The sequence below is a fragment of the Aliiroseovarius lamellibrachiae genome, from assembly GCF_018599245.1.
Lineage (GTDB): Bacteria > Pseudomonadota > Alphaproteobacteria > Rhodobacterales > Rhodobacteraceae > Aliiroseovarius > Aliiroseovarius lamellibrachiae.
The window spans coordinates 103,736-119,967 of the sequence record NZ_JAHEVJ010000008.1 but is presented as its reverse complement, the minus strand read 5'-3'; the positions used below and the strand labels follow the sequence as shown (position 1 = coordinate 119,967).

Sequence of the window (16,232 nt, the reverse complement as noted above, 5' to 3'; positions counted from 1 at the left end):
CCTCCCTTATCCGAGTTTGATCGTTGTTTCGTCGACAAATTCTGCAACCGGAACCGGAAGGTTCCGTGGTGCCGGACCTTTGCGAATCCGGCCAGATGTGTCGTAATGTGACCCGTGGCAGGGACAGTACCAGCCACCAAAATCACCCGACCCGTCGCCCAATGGCACACAGCCAAGGTGCGTACACACACCCATCATCACCAGCCATTCGCCGGTGTCATCCATCGCGCGGTTCTGGTCATCCGCTGACAACGTCGCATCGAGGTTGTCGTTGCGGGCCAGATGATCCACCAGCGCGGCGTCATTGTCGGCGCGCGCCTGTGCAATCTCTTCTTCCGTGCGGCGGCGAATAAACACCGGCTTGCCCAGCCACTTCACAGTGATCTGGCTGCCCACAACGATGTCAGCGACATCAACGCGGATCGAGCTTTGCGCCCGCACATCGGCAGAAGGGTTCATTTGGTTGACGAGGGGCCAAACCGCTACACCGGTCGTAACGGCTGCGGCGCCACCTGTTGCATAATAAAGGAAATCCCGGCGGGTTCCTTTATGGTCGTCGGCGTGTGACACGTGAGCATCTCCTTAGCTGGGCCGCTTAAGGCGACCAACACGACTTGAGACCGCATAAATGCGGCCCGCTTCGCGGCTGTTTAGCCAAGGATCGCGCCCCAGTCCAGACGTCATTAGGGCGCAGGGGCGGCTTTTCAACCGGTTGATGTGCAGAAAATACACTAATGCCCCCGGTTGATGGCGCTGACAGTCTGAATGATGCGTGGGTTTTTCCCTGATTTTCGGGTGATTCTGCCGATATTTGCGCCGGGTGTCATGACATTGCTCAAGTCACGCGCGCGCGGCGATCGGTCACGCTGGGATACACTTGGTTCGGTGGAGCGCAAGTTCACGCGGTGGCCACAAACTCTGCTGCAATGTCTTTCATTGATAAGAAGAAGCGTTTTTCGTTCTCTGGGTCGATTTTTGCAAAGCCCAACCTCTCGTAAAAATCTTTGCGCCTTTGAAAGTTTTCATCTTCCAAAACATCAAGAACTACTGCTGCAGTTCCCAGCTCTTTCGATATACTCAGCGCCTTTTCGAGAGCATGTCCCATAAGAGCACTCCCAAGATTTGCACCCCGAGCGGTTACGTCGGTTGCAATTGCTACTAGGTAAATAACTGGTATTGGGTTTCGGTCACTTTTTTTGGCTAGTGCGGTAGCTTCGCTAGGTTCAATGGCGTGTGCATTCAAAGCATAGAAGCCCACGACTTTTTTTTCCGTGTCGACTGCGCACCATACTCGAACCCTATAGTCCTTTATTTGTTGGGAGATCGAGGTCTTAAACCATTTGTCCATTTCTGGGATGCCACAAGAAAAAGCCCCGCGATCATGCAGGGCTTTTTCAAATTTTTGCACTACATACTTTGTCTCAGTCATCTGTAAGGAGCTCGCTCCGTAACTTAAGTAAATGCCCTAATGCCTCATTTCGGCGACCAGGCCGATCGACGGCACTCGCAAATGTATCGAAGTCTTCGTCGCTCAAAGAGGTTCGAAATTGTGCCTTCTCAACTTTTTGAGCCGCATCATAAGCTGCGGATGCAATAAAGGTGCTTGTATCCATTCCGACACAGGTTGAAGCGCGTTCAATGGCTGCGACTACGGAAGGCTTCATTCTTAGGTCTTTGCGCACACTCTTACTCTCGCGCAAAGACGCAGTATAATCTGCGATTTGTATCATCTTCTCTCTCCACTCCATGGATAAATGTACGTACAATGAATGTACGTGTCAATATTTCGTTGCTAGAGAAAATTTATTCGAGATTTATGAACTATAAGAACGTCCCCCTCACCCCGGCTTCGTCGCCACAAAACTCTCACGCTGTGAAAACACCGCGAACCAATCGTCCAGCGCATCGCGCCCCACGCGCCAGCCGCGGTCGTCATGGCGGAAATCGAGGTATCCAAGCGCGCAGCCCACGGCGATCTGCCCCATATCCAAAGGCCCGGCAAGGTGGCTCATCCAACGGGTGTTCAGCGCGTCCAGCGCGCCTTCGATCTTGCCCCATTGTGCGTCCATCCAGCCGCCAAATTGCATATCCTCAGGTCGGCAGCGATTCTCATAAACCATCAGCACGCCCGCATCCATGATCGCATCGCCCGTCGCCTCCAGCGTCAGCACTTCCCAAATGCGACTGTCCGGGTACATGTCAGCACCCGAGCGCGCGTCCAGAAACCGCGTGATCACCCGGCTGTCATAAAGCGTGCAACCATCAGGCCGGATGAGGGCGGGAATTTTCGACATCGGATTGGCCGCCGTCAGCTCTGGATTGGGCGCGGTTGGCGTCGACATCACCTCGTCGATCGCCACATCCTCTTGGCCGGTTTCCAGCAATTGGATTTTGACTTTGCGCGCAAAAGGCGATGCGGGGGAAGAGATCAGTTTCATGGTATGTCCGGTCTGTAAAAACTTTAAAGTTTTGCGTTTTGGGCCTTTAAACAGTTTAAAGTTTCCGGATTCAGACCTTTAAACAGTTTAAAGTTTGCGGATTTGAAACTGTAAAGTGTTTACAGTTTTCGAAAGCGAATTCGGGTCAGGCTGGTCAGGTCAATTTCCACGCCAGGGCCGGTATTTCCCAACCGGATGGTGCGAATGATGCGCGCGGTGGCGTTGACTTGTTCCGGGTCACGACGGGTGGTGATACCTTCGTCAATATCGTCCAAAGCATCCTCAACCCGTTGGTCCCGACGGCCTTTTTCGACTGTGCGTGCAAGGGCATAGGTGGCCATAGCCACAGTGCCATAGCGCAGGGCAACAGCGGCGATGGGGGCAAGGGGCAAAGCCATGGGATCCTCCTTTACGTGTCCTGACTTAAATGTAGGAACGCTGCGGGCAAATGTCCACTTATTCGGGGGGATTGCGCATCATCTCGGCAAGCGATTGCAGCTCGTGTCCAAAGCCGTTGTCCAGCTGTTCCGAGGCGGCCAAACGGGCGCTAACCCCTTTATTTTGCCCAAGTTTCCATGTGCTTTCGACCCGTTCAATATGCAACCGAGCAGGGCGGATCATGCGCGCCATCCGGGCGTATGTCTCATCCGTCAGCTTGTCCAGCGTCCACGGGGCTTTGCCTTGGGTGCGCGCCTCATAGGCGTTGCTTTGACGCTCTAAAATATCGCGCAAATCCTCATCCGGCAGCGCCTCAAGATGGCCGCGCAAATGCACCGCGACATAGTTCCACGTCGGCACCTGATCGTCGGCCCCGTACCAATCCGGCGAGACATAGCCATCGGGGCCAGACACCGCCAAAGTGGCCGGCAGGGGTTGGGTCAACAATGTTGAAATCTTGTTGGAGCGGACAAGGTGCATGTCGGCTATCTTGCCGTTATCATTCAACAAAAACGGAAGATGGGCCATCACAGGACCAACCGATCCGTTCACGCTGATCACCCCAAAACTACGGGTCTGGGCAAAGCGAAGGCTGGCCGCATCTGCGACATTTCTAAAACTGGGATTCGGGTGCATGGCGACCTCGTGCGACTCGTTGCAACTTAACCTTGTATCAATCGGTCTACAGGATCAGACAATCAGCTGGCCGTCCAGTGACTTCGTTGGGGTCGCGATCACGATTTCGCCTTCAATTTGAGGCGTGGAGAACTTGACTTCGGCAAAATGCTCGGTCCGGCCCATCAACGCATTTTCCATCAGGATATTATGGGATTGGCCGATTTGTGCGGTCAGGTGGCGGGTGACGGCGGCATCGCCAAGGGCGCGCAATTGGGCCGCGCGGTCCTTGATAATGTTGCCGTTGACCTGCGTGGGGATCTTTGCCGCCGGGGTGCCTTCGCGTTTGGAATAGGGAAAGACGTGCAGCCATGTCAGGCTGCAATCTTCCACTAATTTCAAGGAGTTGGCGAAGTGTTCGTCGGTCTCAGTTGGAAACCCCGCGATGATATCGGCGCCAAAGGTCATGCCCGGACGCAGGCGTTTCGCCTCTTCACAAAAGGCAATCGCGTCGTCGCGCAAATGGCGGCGTTTCATCCGTTTCAGGATCAGGTCGTCGCCGTGTTGCAGGGACAGATGCAGATGCGGCATCAGGCGCGGTTCGGTGGCGATGGCCATCATCAGGTTGTCGTCGGCCTCAATACTGTCGATCGACGAAATCCGCAGGCGCGGCAGGTCGGGCACCAGTTTCAAAATGCGCATTACCAGATCGCCAAGGCGCGGTTTCGCGGGCAGATCATCACCCCAGCTGGTCAGGTCTACGCCGGTCAGCACAACCTCGTTAAACCCCTTACCCACAAGGCGTTTGATCTGATCGACCACCACACCCGCAGGTACGGAACGCGAGTTTCCACGGCCGTAGGGGATGATACAAAAGGTACAGCGGTGATCACAGCCATTTTGCACCTGAACATAGGCGCGCGACCTTGTGCCAAAGCCGTCAATCAGGTGGCTGGCGGTCTCAGTCACCGACATGATGTCGTTGACCTGCACGCGTTCGGTCTGGCCGATCAGATCAGGGGCCAGCCCGGCCCAGGTTTCTGGCGACATCTTTTCGCCATTGCCAATCACCGCGTCGACCTCGCCCATTGCGGCAAAGGTTTCCGGTTCGGTTTGGGCGGCACATCCGGTGACGATCAGCTTGGCGTCCGGGTTGTCGCGGCGCAGTTTGCGGATCTCCTGACGGGATTTTCGCACCGCTTCCGCCGTCACCGCGCAGGTGTTGATCACCACCGCGCCCTCAACGCCAGCCTCGGCCGCCAGCCGTTTCATGGCTTCGGTTTCATAGGCATTCAGGCGACAGCCCATGGTCGCAAAGACGGGCGGTTTGGCGTTCATTTACAGGCTCTTAAGAAAGGCGGGGGTCAATTGGCCCGCGTACACAAAAGCGGTGGGGCCGGTCATCCAGACGCCATCGTCGCGGATATCAAGGGTCAGCCAGCCACCGTCCAGTTCCATCCGCATCTTGGCGTCGGTCAGGCCCCGTTGGTGGGCCGCAACAGCGGTGGCGCAGGCGCCGGATCCGCAGGCAAGCGTGATGCCTGTGCCCCGTTCCCAGACGCGCATACGAACGTCACTGCGCGAGCGGATGGTGGCAAATTCCACATTGGTTTGTTCGGGAAACAGCGGGTGGGTTTCTATGGTCGGGCCAACGCCCGCCACGTCCACGCTGTCAGCGTCATCGACAAAAAACACGCAATGGGGATTGCCCATGCCCACAGCGACCGGGTCACCTTTGATGGGCAGATGTGCGGTGTCGACGTCCTTGGAAAGCGGCACCTCAGACCAATGCGTCTGTGGTTGTCCCATGTTGATGCAGACCTCATCCCCATCTTCGCGGGCCTCAAGAATGCCGCGCGCGGTGCGAATGGTCAGGGTGGTCTTGCCGGTCTGGTCCATCATATAGCGTGCAACGCATCGGGTGGCATTGCCACAGGCCCCGGCGCGCGACCCATCCGCGTTCCAGAAATCCAGATCAATGTCAGCGGCGTCGGAGGTTCGGATCTCGGCCAATTGGTCAAACCCAACCCCGCGATTGCGATCCCCAAGGCGTGCCGCCAAAGCGCGTGTGACCACAGCCTCTCGGCCACGAGAATCAATCATGACAAAGTCATTTCCCGCGCCGTGCCACTTCATGAAGTGGATGTTCTCATCTGTGTTCACATGTTCCATATTGCGCGATATAGACCTTTCGCAAAGGTTTTGCCAGAGATCGTGTTTTTATGCGTTTTTTGGGTTGACCCCTAGGGGTGGCAACACTAGAACCCGCCAACAGAGAGTGGGCCGTTAGCTCAGCTGGTAGAGCAACTGACTTTTAATCAGTAGGTCGATGGTTCGAACCCATCACGGCTCACCACTTTCACCAAAACCCCGAGCAATCGCTTGGGGTTTTGTGCTTTTTAGCCCCTAAAACACTTGTTTGCGGCGCCTGCGCCCGCTAGTTGGCCGGGATGAGCAGCGCGTATACCCCCCCGAATGATCCTTTGGTGATTCTGCACCATGACCACGAATTGCTGGTTGTGGACAAGCCGGCTGGGCTGTTGTCCGTGCCGGGCAAGGGGCCGGAGCTGGCGGATTGTTTGATTGCGCGTATTCAGGCGGTGTTTCCTGAGGCGCTTTTGGTGCATCGGCTGGATCGCGACACATCGGGTGTGATGGTGTTTGCGCTGACCCCGCACGCACAGCGGCATCTTGGTTTGCAGTTTGAAAAGCGGCAGATGAAAAAGACCTATGTGGCGCGGGTTTGGGGTGAGATGGCGGAAAAAGAAGGCACGGTCGACCTGCCTTTGATCGTCGACTGGCCCAATCGCCCGCTTCAGCATGTGAACCATGAGACCGGCAAACAGGCGCTTACCGATTGGAAAGTGATGCGGTTTGAGGGGGGCAATACGCGCGTGCGCCTGTTCCCGAAAACCGGCCGCAGCCATCAGCTCCGCGTGCATATGTTGGCGCTGGGCCATCCGATTTTGGGCGATCCGTTTTATGCCAAGGGTGAAGCGCGCGATGCGCCGCGCTTGATGTTACATGCCGAAAGTCTGCGCCTGCGCCACCCGGATGGGGGGCGTGGCATGAATTTTCGCGCCAAGGTGCCATTCTAACCTGCTCCGCTTAGGGTGACTTAACGTCACCTGCCTTGCCCTTTGCGCCCTTATTTGCTTGAGTGTTCCGACATTGCAGGAGGCCAAAGCATGTTCCAGCCCGTCATCACCGGCACCGGGGTTTTCACCCCACAAGAGGTTATCACCAACGCGGAATTGGTGGTGGCCTTCAACGCCTATGCCGACCGGGTGAACGCGGAAAACGCCGATGCCATCGCGGCGGGTAAGATGGAGCCGGTGGGCCATTCGAACGAAGACTTTATCGTCAATGCTTCGGGCATTCATCAGCGTTACGTGATGAATAAATCCGGCGTGTTGGACCCCGCGGTCATGCATCCCTTGTTTCCCAAGCGGGATGATGATCAGCCGGGTATTATGACCGAAATGGCGGTGGATGCGTGCAACAAAGCACTGGCCAAGGCGGGTGTATCGGCGGGGGAGATTGACCTCGTGATCTGTGCCGCCTCAAACCACGAACGCGCCTATCCGGCGATCGCGATTGAGATCCAACAGGCGCTGGGCGCGGGTGGTTTTGGCTTTGATATGAATGTCGCCTGTTCCTCGGCCACCTTTGGCATTCAGGCCGCGGCTGACATGATCCGGTCGGGGTCGGTGAAAAAGGCGCTGGTGGTCAACCCAGAGATTTGCTCGGCCCACTTAGAATGGCGCGACCGCGATTGTCATTTCATTTTTGGCGACGTGGCAACGGCCACGGTGATTGAACGCAAAGAGGATGCCAAAGGTGATCATTTTGAAATCCTTGGCACCAAATGCCTGACGCAATTCTCCAACAATATCCGCAACAACAACGGTTTTCTGCGCCGCACCTATGAAGGCGCGATGGGCGATCAGCGCGACATGCAGTTCATGCAAAACGGCCGCAAAGTGTTCAAAGAGGTGCTGCCAATTGTGTCCAAACACATCCTTGGGCATTTGGCAGAGCTGGAGATTTCACCCGACGATCTGACCCGGTTGTGGCTGCACCAAGCCAATAAAACCATGAATGATTTCATCGGGAAAAAAGTGCTGGGTCGTGTGCCGGAAGAAGGCGAACAGCCGAACATCCTACAGGATTACGCCAACACATCCTCCGCTGGGTCAATCATCGCGTTTTCAAAATACTCGGATGATTTGGCACCGGGGGATACCGGTGTGATCTGCTCGTTTGGGGCAGGTTATTCGGTTGGATCTGTGGTGGTGCGGCGCGGTTGATCCGCAGGACCCGCCCGCACAAGGCGCTTTTGGCGCACAAGTTCCTCGGACAGATGATCGCTTTGTGCTATCATGACCGGCAGAAACGGCGGTGATCCGATGCGAGCATTTCTAATGACCCTCTGGTCCGCCCGCCGCGCGATTATGTTCTACCTCGTGCTTATCGGACTGGGATGGGGGGCAGGCTACGCCCTGCAGGGGCTGATCGCGCCGGACGGGACCGTCACCGATGTGGCCGCGATGCACCGGATGATGGTGCTGGCGGTGGTTGTTTATATTCTGGCGGCGGCGATCCCGTTTGTGCCGGGGGCCGAGCTGGGTTTTGCGCTTTTGCTGTTATTCGGGAAACCGGCGGCGATCATTTCATTCACCGGCATGGTCGGCGCTCTGATGCTATCCTTTTGCGTTGCGCGGTTTGTTTCCCCGAACCGCTTCGCGCGCCTGTTGGCCTGGATGCATATGCGCCGGGCGGCGGCTTTTGTGGCCGCGCTTGGATTGGTGCCACCGCACGAGCGGGCGGATTATGTCATGGCGCAACTCACCGATGACAGCCCCCTTTGGGGAACGCGCCGTGGCCGGTTGGGCGCGACCCTTTTGCGCAACCGTTATGTTCTGCTCGTTCTATTACTTAATCTGCCCGGCAATTCGGTGCTGGGCGGCGGCGGCGGGCTGGCGTTTCTTGCAGGAATGTCAGGGCTTTATGGATTGTGTCGCTATTTTGTCAGCGTGCTCATCGCCGTCGCGCCCCTGCCGTTGATCGTGTATCTCTGGGGCGGGTGACGCGGTGCCGCGCTTGACCTTGCAACATGGCGGAAAAACGAAAAGGGCCCGCAATTTGCGAGCCCTTTCGTGTTTCTAGCGCCTTAGATCAGTCGTTTGACCAACCCGACACGGCTTTCACTTCGAGGAAATCTTCGATCCCCAGTTCGCCGCCTTCGCGCCCGTTGCCGGACTGTTTGTAGCCCCCAAAAGGTGAGCCAGCCGCGCGGGATGTGCCGTTCATTTCCACCATGCCGGACCGCATCTGACGGGCCACCCGGTTGGCGCGCGCGCCGTCTTGGGTTTGGACATAGTTGGTCAGGCCATAGACCGTGTCATTGGCGATCTCGACCGCCTCTTCTTCGGTGTCAAACGGGATCATCGCCATCACCGGGCCAAAGATCTCTTCTCGTGCGATGGTCATTTGGTTGTTCACATCGGCAAAGACGGTGGGTTTGACGAAAAAGCCTTTGTTCAACCCATCGGGTCGTCCGGTGCCCCCGGCGATCAGGCGGGCGCCTTCGTCGATGCCCACTTGGATCAGGTCCTGAATTTTACCCCACTGAAGTTCAGACACCACGGGGCCAATGTGACGCCCTTCTTTGGAAGCGACATCCACGGAGGTCTTTTCGGCCGTTTCGCGTGCAATTTCAACGGCTTGATCGTAAACGCCGCGCTGCACCAACATGCGCGAGGGGGCGTTACAGCTTTGGCCGGTGTTTTGCATCATGTGACGCACGCCGCGCACCACGGCTTTGTCATCAGCGTCGTCAAAGATGATGTTGGCACCCTTGCCGCCCAGCTCCAGCGACACACGTTTCAGCGTATCGGCAGCGGCTTTGGAAATCGCGATGCCTGCGCGGGTGGATCCGGTAAAGCTGACCATATCCACGTCTTTATGGCTGGTCAGTTGTGATCCCACACCCACGCCGTCGCCATTGATCATATTGTAAACGCCCGCGGGAACGCCGGCCTCGTCCATGATTTCGGACCAGACGATGGACGACAGCGGCGAGACCTCGGACGGTTTCAAAACCATGGTGCAGCCGGCGGCCAATGCGGCCACAACCTTCAGCGACACCTGGTTCATCGGCCAGTTCCACGGGGTGATCAAGGCGGCCACGCCGATGGGTTCGTAAAGAATGCGGTCATTGGGGGCGTGGGTGCCCAACATGCGGTCGAATTCAAAGTTTTCAAACGCTTTGATGAAGTTTGAGATGTGCCAGCTGCCTGCGCCCACTTGGCTGCTGCGGGCCAGATCAATTGGTGCGCCCATTTCAAGGCTCATCGCTTGGGCCAAATCCTCGGCGCGCTTGCCATAAACCTCGTTGATGGTCTTGATCAGTTCCAGACGTTCGGCCTTGGGGGTGAACCCCCAGGTTCCAAAGGCGGATTTGGCGGCGGCGACGGCGGCGTCTGTGTCGGCTTGGCCGCCCAGTGAAATCACCGCGCAAACCTCTTCTGTCGACGGATCGATGACGTTGCAGTCGTTGGGTGTTGCTGGGGCTACCCACTGGCCATTGATATAAAAGTCGCGTTTCTCAATCATATTACTGACTCCTTGGACGGATTTGCGGGCACTTTGGCACCGCGATTTGGCGGGCGCAACCCCCGGCTTTTGCAATTTGATCAAATTATTTTGTGAAGAAATCAACCCCCCATCTTACAAATCGTCAAATCAGGCGTACCTTAGGGGCAAGCAATTTAGGAAAGGGAGCCATAAAATGGGCCTTCGGATCAACGAAACCGTACCGAATTTCACCGCAATGACTTATCAAGGCGAGATCACGTTCCACGATTGGATCGGTGACAGCTATGCGATCTTGTTTTCGCATCCAAAGGATTACACGCCCGTTTGCACCACCGAATTTGGCGCCGTCGCCCAACTGGCGGATGAATGGGCAAAACGTGGCACCAAGGTGATTGGCCTGTCCGTGGATGGGGTTGAGGACCACAAGGGTTGGAAGTCGGATATCGAAAATGTTGCCGGAACCACCGCCGGGTTCCCAATTATCGCGGACGAAGATCTGGCTGTGTCAAAAGCCTTTGATATGCTGCCTGCGGACGCCTATTTGCCCGATGGTCGCACGCCTGCTGACAGCGCAACGGTTCGTTCGGTGTTCATCATTGGCCCAGACAAGAAACTGCGCCTGTCGATGACCTATCCGATGACGGTGGGCCGCAACTTTGCCGAGGTCTTACGCGCGCTGGATGCGTTGCAAATGACAGATGGAAAACCATTGGCGGCCCCTGCCAACTGGCAACCCGGTCAGGATGTGATTGTTGGCTTGGCGCTGGATGATGACGCGGCGACGGCACAGTTTGGCGCGCTTGACATCAAGCTGCCGTATCTGCGCTTTGCCAAAGACCCGAGCTGATCCTCGCACCCGTTAAGGGGACAGAAAGATTTCAAAACGCGCGACAGCAAGTGTTGCGCGTTTTTTTATGGCGGCGAGGAAAAGCGGCGGTGAGTGCCGAATGGCGCGGGAATCCTTTCTCGTCAATCAGCAGATCCACGATAAGGATTTCGTCACGACCATAGAATATGCTCACCCAGATAACGGCCACCGGCTTGCGTGTCAGCCCGCCTGTGGGCGCGGGACATCCCGCATTCGGGCGGCGCCTTTGGTGCGGTAGATTCCGAACGTGGGGTTGGACGGACCAAGGAGTAGGTCTTCGGCATCATGGATTCAATCTTATAGATTGTCACTATTGACAATCTATTTTCGGGCGTTATTTGTCAACTGTGACAAACAACGAGGGTGCCATGCCACGTCCGAGCCTGAAAGATGAACGATCCGAACAGATCCTTGATGCGTATCTGACCTGTGTTGCCCGCTTCGGCCTTGAAGGCGCGACGCAACAGCGCATCGCCACCGAAGCCGGGATCAAGCGGCCGCTGCTGCGCCATTATCTTGGCAACCGCGATCAGATGTTGACGGCGTTGACCGCCTATGTGGTCGACGGATTTGCCGTGACCACGGATGCTCTGTCTGAAGCGTTAACGGAAGATGGAACCCCCAGGGATCTGATCGAGCTGCTGTTTGACGATGCCACGGGCAACGATCCGCGCATGATGCTGGCCTATCAGGCGCTGGTGACGGCGACCGGCGATCACCCTGAGATGCGCGTGCCCCTTTTGAACAGTATGACACGATTTCTGGCTGTCATCGAAAACGTGCTGACCCGGGCCGCGCCGACCGCAACACGGGCACATATTCGCGCCGTAACCCAAGGCATCGCCGCGTCCTATGTGACTTTGGATGCCATGTCGCCTCTGACCCCTCCCGCAGAATGGCAGAGTGAAATGAAACAGGCGGCCGCCATGCTTGCCGCCTCACTGGAGTCTGAACAATGAGCAACACGCGCGTTATCAACTATGTCGCCCTGCCGATCCTTTTGATCGCGGCAGTGATGGGCCTTTATTGGGTCTGGGGGCTGCTTTTTCTGTGGTGGCTGGTGCCAACGATCATGACTGGTCAGACCGCGTTGGTGTTTGATGTCACCCGTGACGAAGATCCGATCCTATTTTGGATTGTCGCAATTTTATGGGCGCTGTTTGGCCTGATGATGATCGCCGCCAACCTGTTCCCCGCCTATGCAATTTGGCTTGTGTAAGGATTTGATATGACACGTATGTATCACGAAATGCCGGTTGAGGCTTATACCTCGCAAGATTGGTTTGACCGCGAACAGAAACTGATTTTTTCGCGCAGCTGGCGTTACGCCGGACTGGTCGAGGATGTGCCGGAGCCGGGGCATTTCATCTCGGTTCAGGCCGGGTTGAACAACATCTTTATCGTGATGGGCCGCGACCACCGGTTGCGCGCGTTTCACAATATTTGCCGCCACCGTGGCACGCAATTGATCCGCGCTGTCGGCAAGACGCAAAAGGCGCTGACTTGCCCCTATCATGACTGGACCTATGACCTTGAGGGCAACCTGATCTCGGTCCCGGACGAGGCGACGGAATACCCCGACGGCATCGACAAAAAATGCCTTGGGTTGAAGCCCGCGGCTGTTGATATCTGGCGGGGCATGCTGTTTGTGCATCCCCACCCGACCCCGCCGTCTTTGGGCGAGTGGTTCGGGGCGGTTGATGCTGATCTTGGCCCACATAAGCCAGAGGAGCTGGTCGAATACCCGGAGGCGCGCCAGAGCTATGAGATCAAGGCGAACTGGAAGATTGTGGTCGAGAATTACATCGACGTCTATCACCTGAGCCACCTGCATTCGAACACGCTGCATATGTATGACCACGCGCGTGCTGAATTTGGCTGGAAGGGGCCGCATTACCATTTCTGGGAGCCGCCCGCGCAGGATTACGGCAAGGATCTGGAGGCAAACCTTCCCACGCCCCGCGTCATTCCGGAACCGCATGTTGGCGCTTGGGTGCCGATGCTGTTTCCGGGCCTTGGGCTGGGCGCCTCTGAAGACAGTTGGAACATCTTTGTCATCACACCGCTGGGCCCAAACCTGACGCGGATCGAAAACCGCACCAAGCTGGCCAATACGTCCAGCTGGGATTTTACCAAACAAGGGTGGAGCAGCTGGAATTTCTGGAAGGGGTTCGGTGGCGGAAAATACCAAGGCGACGACGTTACCGGGGAAGATGACCCTATGGCGTCGGGCGATTTCACAGCAGAGGATATTTATGCCTGTGAACAACAGCAGAAGTCGCTGGAAAGCCCCTATCTGGAAATTGGCCCCGCGGCGGTTGGGGAAAGCCCGATTGTGAACCACCAAAAGGCGATCCTTGAATTCATGAAAAGCCAAGACGAATGAATATCTCCCAACGCCGAGTGTCATTGATAGACGGGAAGCCCTTGACCCTGCGCGGCCTGTTCGCTGCGTTCTGGCCGCAGCTCGGCGTGACCTGGGCCATGACTTTGGTTGAGGTCGCAGTGCTGGCATTGATCCCATTGTTGATCGGGTATGCGATCGACGGATTGTTGGGCGGCGATTTCACGGCGTTCTGGCAGCTGGGGGGCGCGCTGGGCGCATTAATCGTGTTGGGTACGCTGCGCCGTCTGTATGACACGCGCGCCTATGGCATCATGCGGGTTGAGTTGGGAAAGGCGTTGGCGAGCCGCTCGCCGAACGTGCCGGTGTCACGCCTGAACGCGCGGTTGGATATGGGCCGTGAACTGGTGGATTTCCTGGAAACGGAGGCGCCGGAAAGCATGACTGCGCTGATCCGCGCCGCGGCGGCTGTGGTCATTCTGGCGACATTTCACACAACGCTGGCCCTGGTCGCAGTCGGGGCGTTCGCGGTGATGCTGGCAATCTATGGAATGGCGCATCGCCGTTTCTTTCGGCTGAACCGGGCGCTGAACACGCAGACCGAAAAACAGGTTGGCATCCTGGAAACCCACTCGCTCCCTCGTCTCGGCGCGCATCTGTTGTCTCTGCGAAAGTCAGAGGTCCGCCTGTCGGACACAGAGGGTCTGGTTTACGGCCTGATTTTTACCGCTTTGGTCGGGCTGGTCATGTTCAACCTGTGGTTTGCCACGCAGGAAATTGACATCACAGCCGGCAAGGTTTTTTCGATTGTCACCTATAGCTGGGATTTCGTGGAAAGCGCGCTGATCCTGCCGATGACCCTTCAAGCGTTTTCGCGCTTGTCCGAAATCACCGGGCGCATCAACCAAGTGAAAGACGAGATATGAAACGCATTTATGCAACATTTACAGGTATTGCGCTGGCCACGGGCCTTGCGGTTTCCGCTCCGAGGGACACGCCCCTGGACTTGGCAAATCGCTATTTTGCCGCCACCAATGAAACCACACGCGCTGCAAATTGGCGTGATTGGCATCCTGACGCAGAGCATCGCATCACCATAAAATATGGCATGGGGCAGCCCGATGATCACATCACCTATGCCGTCGCTGACTGGGAAACCTTGCCGGACTGGCGATTGGACCCTGCTTTTGCCGAGGCGATGAAGGGTTACACAGAAACCACAGCCAACGCGCCCAAATTGTCGTCGGAAACCGTCGGCGCGGCCACGGTCATTACCGCGAAAAGTCGGGTGAATTACACTTGGGGTGGGCGAACAGGGAAAATGAATAGAACGGATCGATTCCGCGTCGCATCGCACCTAGGAGCCTTGGTGATCCTTGGGCTTGAAACAACCTATGACTATCGTTGAGGACATGTCATGACCCGCATCTTTTACCCCCTGATCGTCGCCAACATAACGCCCGAAATCGGCGGCGCGGCCACAAGCGTAACCTTCGACGTGCCACCGGAATTGAAACAGGTTTTTCGGTGGACCGCTGGTCAGCATCTGACCCTGCGCGTCACAATTGATGGGGCAGAACATCGGCGCTGTTACACCATTTCAAACCCACCTGTCGCGGGTTTGCGCATTACGGTGAAGCGGGTTGCAAAGGGCGTCGTGTCCAACCACATGGCGGAGGGGCTGCGGGTCGGTGACACGCTTGATGTGATGGCGCCGTTTGGCGGGTTTTGCCTGTCGCCGGATGCGCGCCTGCGCCGGACACATATGTTCTTTGGTGCCGGTAGCGGGATCACCCCATTGTTTGCAATGATCAATGCTGTGCTGGCTGACGAGCCGCACTCGGTCGCGCATCTGATCTATGGCAATATGGATGCTGACAGCATTCTGTTCAAAGACGAACTGGAGACTTTGGCCAAGGCCCATCCCGACCGGTTCACGCTGCGCCATGTGTTGTCGGCGCCGTCGATCTGGTCGTGGTTCAAACCTTGGCACAAGGGTAGGGTGGATGCCGGGGTGGTCAAGGCGGCTTTGTCGGAAACGCCGCCAGTCGCGCAAGATGTCCAGTACTGGATATGCGGCCCCGGAACAATGAACCAAGACGTGAAGGCCGCGCTGATGGGGGTGGATGTACCTGAGGCGCGCATCCACATGGAAAGCTTTGGCGGGGCGGACACGCAAGACACCAGCATCGAGGGCACCGCCGCCACAGCACAGGTCATCCTGAACGGCACCACGCACGACGTGCCTGTCGCAAAGGGGCAAACAATTTTGGAGGCCATCCGCGCGGCCGGTCTGGCCCCGCCTTTCAGCTGTCAATCTGGCGTGTGTGGTGCGTGCAAGGCCCGCTTGACCGAGGGAAAAGTTCATATGCGCGCTCGGATGGCGTTAGAGGACAGCGACATTGACCAAGGCGACATCTTAACGTGCCAGAGCGTTGCTGTTGCCGACCGGTTGGTCGTTCAGTTCAAAGCCTGAGATTACGGCCAAACATCAAGGTAAAGTGGGGCAGGGCAACGAAAGCGACCTCGCACCAGCGCGGGTGGTCTCGTGTCCCTCAAAATGGTTCTTGGTTTTTGGCCAGAGAAAGACGCTGCGATACAGGTTTTGGATGTAACGCAGCGTCTTGTTTTCAGAGCCGCCCACAGATGCGCAAAAGAGCGGAATTTCATCCGTGTCCCATCCGTGCGAATGCATCATCGCATGGGCGGGGGTGTTTGAATGCCTGGGGGTCTTACCGCCCAAGCTTGGCGGTTTTAATGGCCTGCGAAATCGCCTTTCGATCGCCAATGTGGTTTGCCAAAACCAACACAAGCCGGGCGTTTAACGCATCGCTGTCTTCTTTTGACAGACCGTCATGCGCGGTCAGAAGCTCGGCGTAGAAATCATCGGCACCGTCGATATTTGGGGTCAGGATCAGATCAGTCATAT

General features: G+C 56.8%; 20 protein-coding genes and 1 tRNA gene. 11 read left to right on the top strand and 10 right to left on the bottom strand.

Going from position 1 to position 16,232, the window contains the following annotated elements; translation table 11 throughout:
* Nucleotides 1–6: 6 nt before the first annotated feature.
* The 8 genes from petA to dapF all read right to left on the bottom strand — a co-directional run bounded on the left by petA (nt 7) and on the right by dapF (nt 5,663).
* Nucleotides 7–570 (bottom strand): ubiquinol-cytochrome c reductase iron-sulfur subunit, encoded by a 564-nt coding sequence (gene petA / locus KKW20_RS14450; protein ID WP_214568611.1) that lies wholly within the window; start codon nt 568–570, stop codon nt 7–9.
* Nucleotides 571–898: 328 nt separating this feature from the next.
* Nucleotides 899–1,429 carry a GNAT family N-acetyltransferase gene (locus tag KKW20_RS14445; protein ID WP_214568610.1) on the bottom strand — a complete coding sequence of 177 codons (531 nt, stop codon included), beginning with the start codon at nt 1,427–1,429 and terminating at the stop codon, nt 899–901.
* Nucleotides 1,422–1,748: a type II toxin-antitoxin system TacA family antitoxin gene (locus tag KKW20_RS14440; protein WP_214568609.1), complete on the bottom strand. Its 327-nt coding sequence runs from the start codon at nt 1,746–1,748 to the stop codon at nt 1,422–1,424. Before KKW20_RS14440 ends, KKW20_RS14445 begins: the two co-directional genes overlap by 8 nt.
* Before the next feature lie 90 nt (nt 1,749–1,838).
* On the bottom strand, nt 1,839–2,438 hold the full coding sequence (locus KKW20_RS14435) for a glutathione S-transferase (RefSeq protein WP_214568608.1): 600 nt from the start codon (nt 2,436–2,438) through the stop codon (nt 1,839–1,841).
* 119 nt (nt 2,439–2,557) lie between these two features.
* A complete protein-coding gene (locus KKW20_RS14430; RefSeq protein WP_214568607.1) occupies nt 2,558–2,836 on the bottom strand; it encodes a hypothetical protein in 279 nt (92 codons plus the stop codon).
* Nucleotides 2,837–2,894: 58 nt separating this feature from the next.
* The gene (locus KKW20_RS14425) at nt 2,895–3,512 is read right to left on the bottom strand and encodes an FMN-binding negative transcriptional regulator (RefSeq protein WP_214568606.1); all 618 of its coding nucleotides are present in this window, start codon (nt 3,510–3,512) and stop codon (nt 2,895–2,897) included.
* A 54-nt stretch (nt 3,513–3,566) separates the two neighbouring features.
* A complete protein-coding gene (gene mtaB, locus KKW20_RS14420; RefSeq protein WP_214568605.1) occupies nt 3,567–4,829 on the bottom strand; it encodes a tRNA (N(6)-L-threonylcarbamoyladenosine(37)-C(2))-methylthiotransferase MtaB in 1,263 nt (420 codons plus the stop codon).
* On the bottom strand, nt 4,830–5,663 hold the full coding sequence (gene dapF, locus KKW20_RS14415) for a diaminopimelate epimerase (protein ID WP_214568604.1): 834 nt from the start codon (nt 5,661–5,663) through the stop codon (nt 4,830–4,832). It lies immediately after the preceding gene.
* 108 nt (nt 5,664–5,771) lie between these two features.
* Here dapF and KKW20_RS14410 point away from each other — a divergent pair.
* The 4 genes from KKW20_RS14410 to KKW20_RS14395 all read left to right on the top strand — a co-directional run bounded on the left by KKW20_RS14410 (nt 5,772) and on the right by KKW20_RS14395 (nt 8,581).
* Nucleotides 5,772–5,847: transfer RNA gene (locus KKW20_RS14410), tRNA-Lys, on the top strand.
* 94 nt (nt 5,848–5,941) lie between these two features.
* Nucleotides 5,942–6,589, top strand: a complete 648-nt coding sequence (locus tag KKW20_RS14405) for an RluA family pseudouridine synthase (protein ID WP_214568603.1) — start codon at nt 5,942–5,944, stop codon at nt 6,587–6,589.
* Nucleotides 6,590–6,679: 90 nt separating this feature from the next.
* Nucleotides 6,680–7,801, top strand: a complete 1,122-nt coding sequence (locus tag KKW20_RS14400; protein WP_214568602.1) for a beta-ketoacyl-ACP synthase III — start codon at nt 6,680–6,682, stop codon at nt 7,799–7,801.
* A gap of 72 nt (nt 7,802–7,873) precedes the next feature.
* Nucleotides 7,874–8,581, top strand: a complete 708-nt coding sequence (locus KKW20_RS14395; protein ID WP_214568601.1) for a hypothetical protein — start codon at nt 7,874–7,876, stop codon at nt 8,579–8,581.
* Between the two features lie 88 nt (nt 8,582–8,669).
* Here the strand turns inward: KKW20_RS14395 and KKW20_RS14390 are convergent, their stop codons facing one another.
* Nucleotides 8,670–10,109: an aldehyde dehydrogenase family protein gene (locus tag KKW20_RS14390; RefSeq protein ID WP_214568600.1), complete on the bottom strand. Its 1,440-nt coding sequence runs from the start codon at nt 10,107–10,109 to the stop codon at nt 8,670–8,672.
* 175 nt (nt 10,110–10,284) lie between these two features.
* Here KKW20_RS14390 and KKW20_RS14385 point away from each other — a divergent pair, with 175 nt between their 5' ends.
* The 7 genes from KKW20_RS14385 to KKW20_RS14355 all read left to right on the top strand — a co-directional run bounded on the left by KKW20_RS14385 (nt 10,285) and on the right by KKW20_RS14355 (nt 15,779).
* A complete protein-coding gene (locus tag KKW20_RS14385; RefSeq protein WP_214568599.1) occupies nt 10,285–10,938 on the top strand; it encodes a peroxiredoxin in 654 nt (217 codons plus the stop codon).
* Between the two features lie 389 nt (nt 10,939–11,327).
* The gene (locus KKW20_RS14380; RefSeq protein ID WP_214568598.1) at nt 11,328–11,918 is read left to right on the top strand and encodes a TetR/AcrR family transcriptional regulator; all 591 of its coding nucleotides are present in this window, start codon (nt 11,328–11,330) and stop codon (nt 11,916–11,918) included.
* Complete coding sequence (locus KKW20_RS14375; protein WP_214568597.1) at nt 11,915–12,178, top strand: hypothetical protein; 264 nt, start codon at nt 11,915–11,917, stop codon at nt 12,176–12,178. The genes KKW20_RS14380 and KKW20_RS14375 overlap by 4 nt, the downstream gene beginning before the upstream one ends.
* A 9-nt stretch (nt 12,179–12,187) precedes the next feature.
* Complete coding sequence (locus tag KKW20_RS14370) at nt 12,188–13,345, top strand: aromatic ring-hydroxylating oxygenase subunit alpha (protein WP_214568596.1); 1,158 nt, start codon at nt 12,188–12,190, stop codon at nt 13,343–13,345.
* A complete protein-coding gene (locus tag KKW20_RS14365) occupies nt 13,342–14,229 on the top strand; it encodes an ABC transporter six-transmembrane domain-containing protein (RefSeq protein WP_246534623.1) in 888 nt (295 codons plus the stop codon). Before KKW20_RS14370 ends, KKW20_RS14365 begins: the two co-directional genes overlap by 4 nt.
* Nucleotides 14,226–14,711, top strand: a complete 486-nt coding sequence (locus KKW20_RS14360; RefSeq protein WP_214568595.1) for a hypothetical protein — start codon at nt 14,226–14,228, stop codon at nt 14,709–14,711. Before KKW20_RS14365 ends, KKW20_RS14360 begins: the two co-directional genes overlap by 4 nt.
* A 9-nt stretch (nt 14,712–14,720) precedes the next feature.
* Nucleotides 14,721–15,779, top strand: coding sequence for a 2Fe-2S iron-sulfur cluster-binding protein (locus KKW20_RS14355; RefSeq protein WP_214568594.1), 1,059 nt, complete (start codon nt 14,721–14,723; stop codon nt 15,777–15,779).
* 256 nt (nt 15,780–16,035) lie between these two features.
* Here KKW20_RS14355 and KKW20_RS14350 read toward each other — a convergent pair whose 3' ends face one another.
* Entirely contained in the window at nt 16,036–16,230 is a 195-nt protein-coding gene (locus KKW20_RS14350) for a DUF2783 domain-containing protein (RefSeq protein WP_214568593.1), read from the bottom strand.
* Between the last annotated feature and the right edge of the window lie 2 nt (nt 16,231–16,232).

Bases quoted from the DNA above. Each gene is read 5' to 3' on its own strand.
- KKW20_RS14445 (WP_214568610.1), bottom strand. From the start codon at position 1,429: ATGACTGAGACAAAGTATGTAGTGCAAAAATTTGAAAAAGCCCTGCAT.
- KKW20_RS14440 (WP_214568609.1), bottom strand. From the start codon at position 1,748: ATGGAGTGGAGAGAGAAGATGATACAAATCGCAGATTATACTGCGTCT.
- KKW20_RS14435 (WP_214568608.1), bottom strand. From the start codon at position 2,438: ATGAAACTGATCTCTTCCCCCGCATCGCCTTTTGCGCGCAAAGTCAAA.
- KKW20_RS14430 (WP_214568607.1), bottom strand. From the start codon at position 2,836: ATGGCTTTGCCCCTTGCCCCCATCGCCGCTGTTGCCCTGCGCTATGGC.
- KKW20_RS14425 (WP_214568606.1), bottom strand. From the start codon at position 3,512: ATGCACCCGAATCCCAGTTTTAGAAATGTCGCAGATGCGGCCAGCCTT.
- mtaB (WP_214568605.1), bottom strand. From the start codon at position 4,829: ATGAACGCCAAACCGCCCGTCTTTGCGACCATGGGCTGTCGCCTGAAT.
- dapF (WP_214568604.1), bottom strand. From the start codon at position 5,663: ATGGAACATGTGAACACAGATGAGAACATCCACTTCATGAAGTGGCAC.
- KKW20_RS14405 (WP_214568603.1), top strand. From the start codon at position 5,942: ATGAGCAGCGCGTATACCCCCCCGAATGATCCTTTGGTGATTCTGCAC.
- KKW20_RS14400 (WP_214568602.1), top strand. From the start codon at position 6,680: ATGTTCCAGCCCGTCATCACCGGCACCGGGGTTTTCACCCCACAAGAG.
- KKW20_RS14395 (WP_214568601.1), top strand. From the start codon at position 7,874: ATGACCGGCAGAAACGGCGGTGATCCGATGCGAGCATTTCTAATGACC.
- KKW20_RS14390 (WP_214568600.1), bottom strand. From the start codon at position 10,109: ATGATTGAGAAACGCGACTTTTATATCAATGGCCAGTGGGTAGCCCCA.
- KKW20_RS14385 (WP_214568599.1), top strand. From the start codon at position 10,285: ATGGGCCTTCGGATCAACGAAACCGTACCGAATTTCACCGCAATGACT.
- KKW20_RS14380 (WP_214568598.1), top strand. From the start codon at position 11,328: ATGCCACGTCCGAGCCTGAAAGATGAACGATCCGAACAGATCCTTGAT.
- KKW20_RS14375 (WP_214568597.1), top strand. From the start codon at position 11,915: ATGAGCAACACGCGCGTTATCAACTATGTCGCCCTGCCGATCCTTTTG.
- KKW20_RS14370 (WP_214568596.1), top strand. From the start codon at position 12,188: ATGACACGTATGTATCACGAAATGCCGGTTGAGGCTTATACCTCGCAA.
- KKW20_RS14365 (WP_246534623.1), top strand. From the start codon at position 13,342: ATGAATATCTCCCAACGCCGAGTGTCATTGATAGACGGGAAGCCCTTG.
- KKW20_RS14360 (WP_214568595.1), top strand. From the start codon at position 14,226: ATGAAACGCATTTATGCAACATTTACAGGTATTGCGCTGGCCACGGGC.
- KKW20_RS14355 (WP_214568594.1), top strand. From the start codon at position 14,721: ATGACCCGCATCTTTTACCCCCTGATCGTCGCCAACATAACGCCCGAA.
- KKW20_RS14350 (WP_214568593.1), bottom strand. From the start codon at position 16,230: ATGACTGATCTGATCCTGACCCCAAATATCGACGGTGCCGATGATTTC.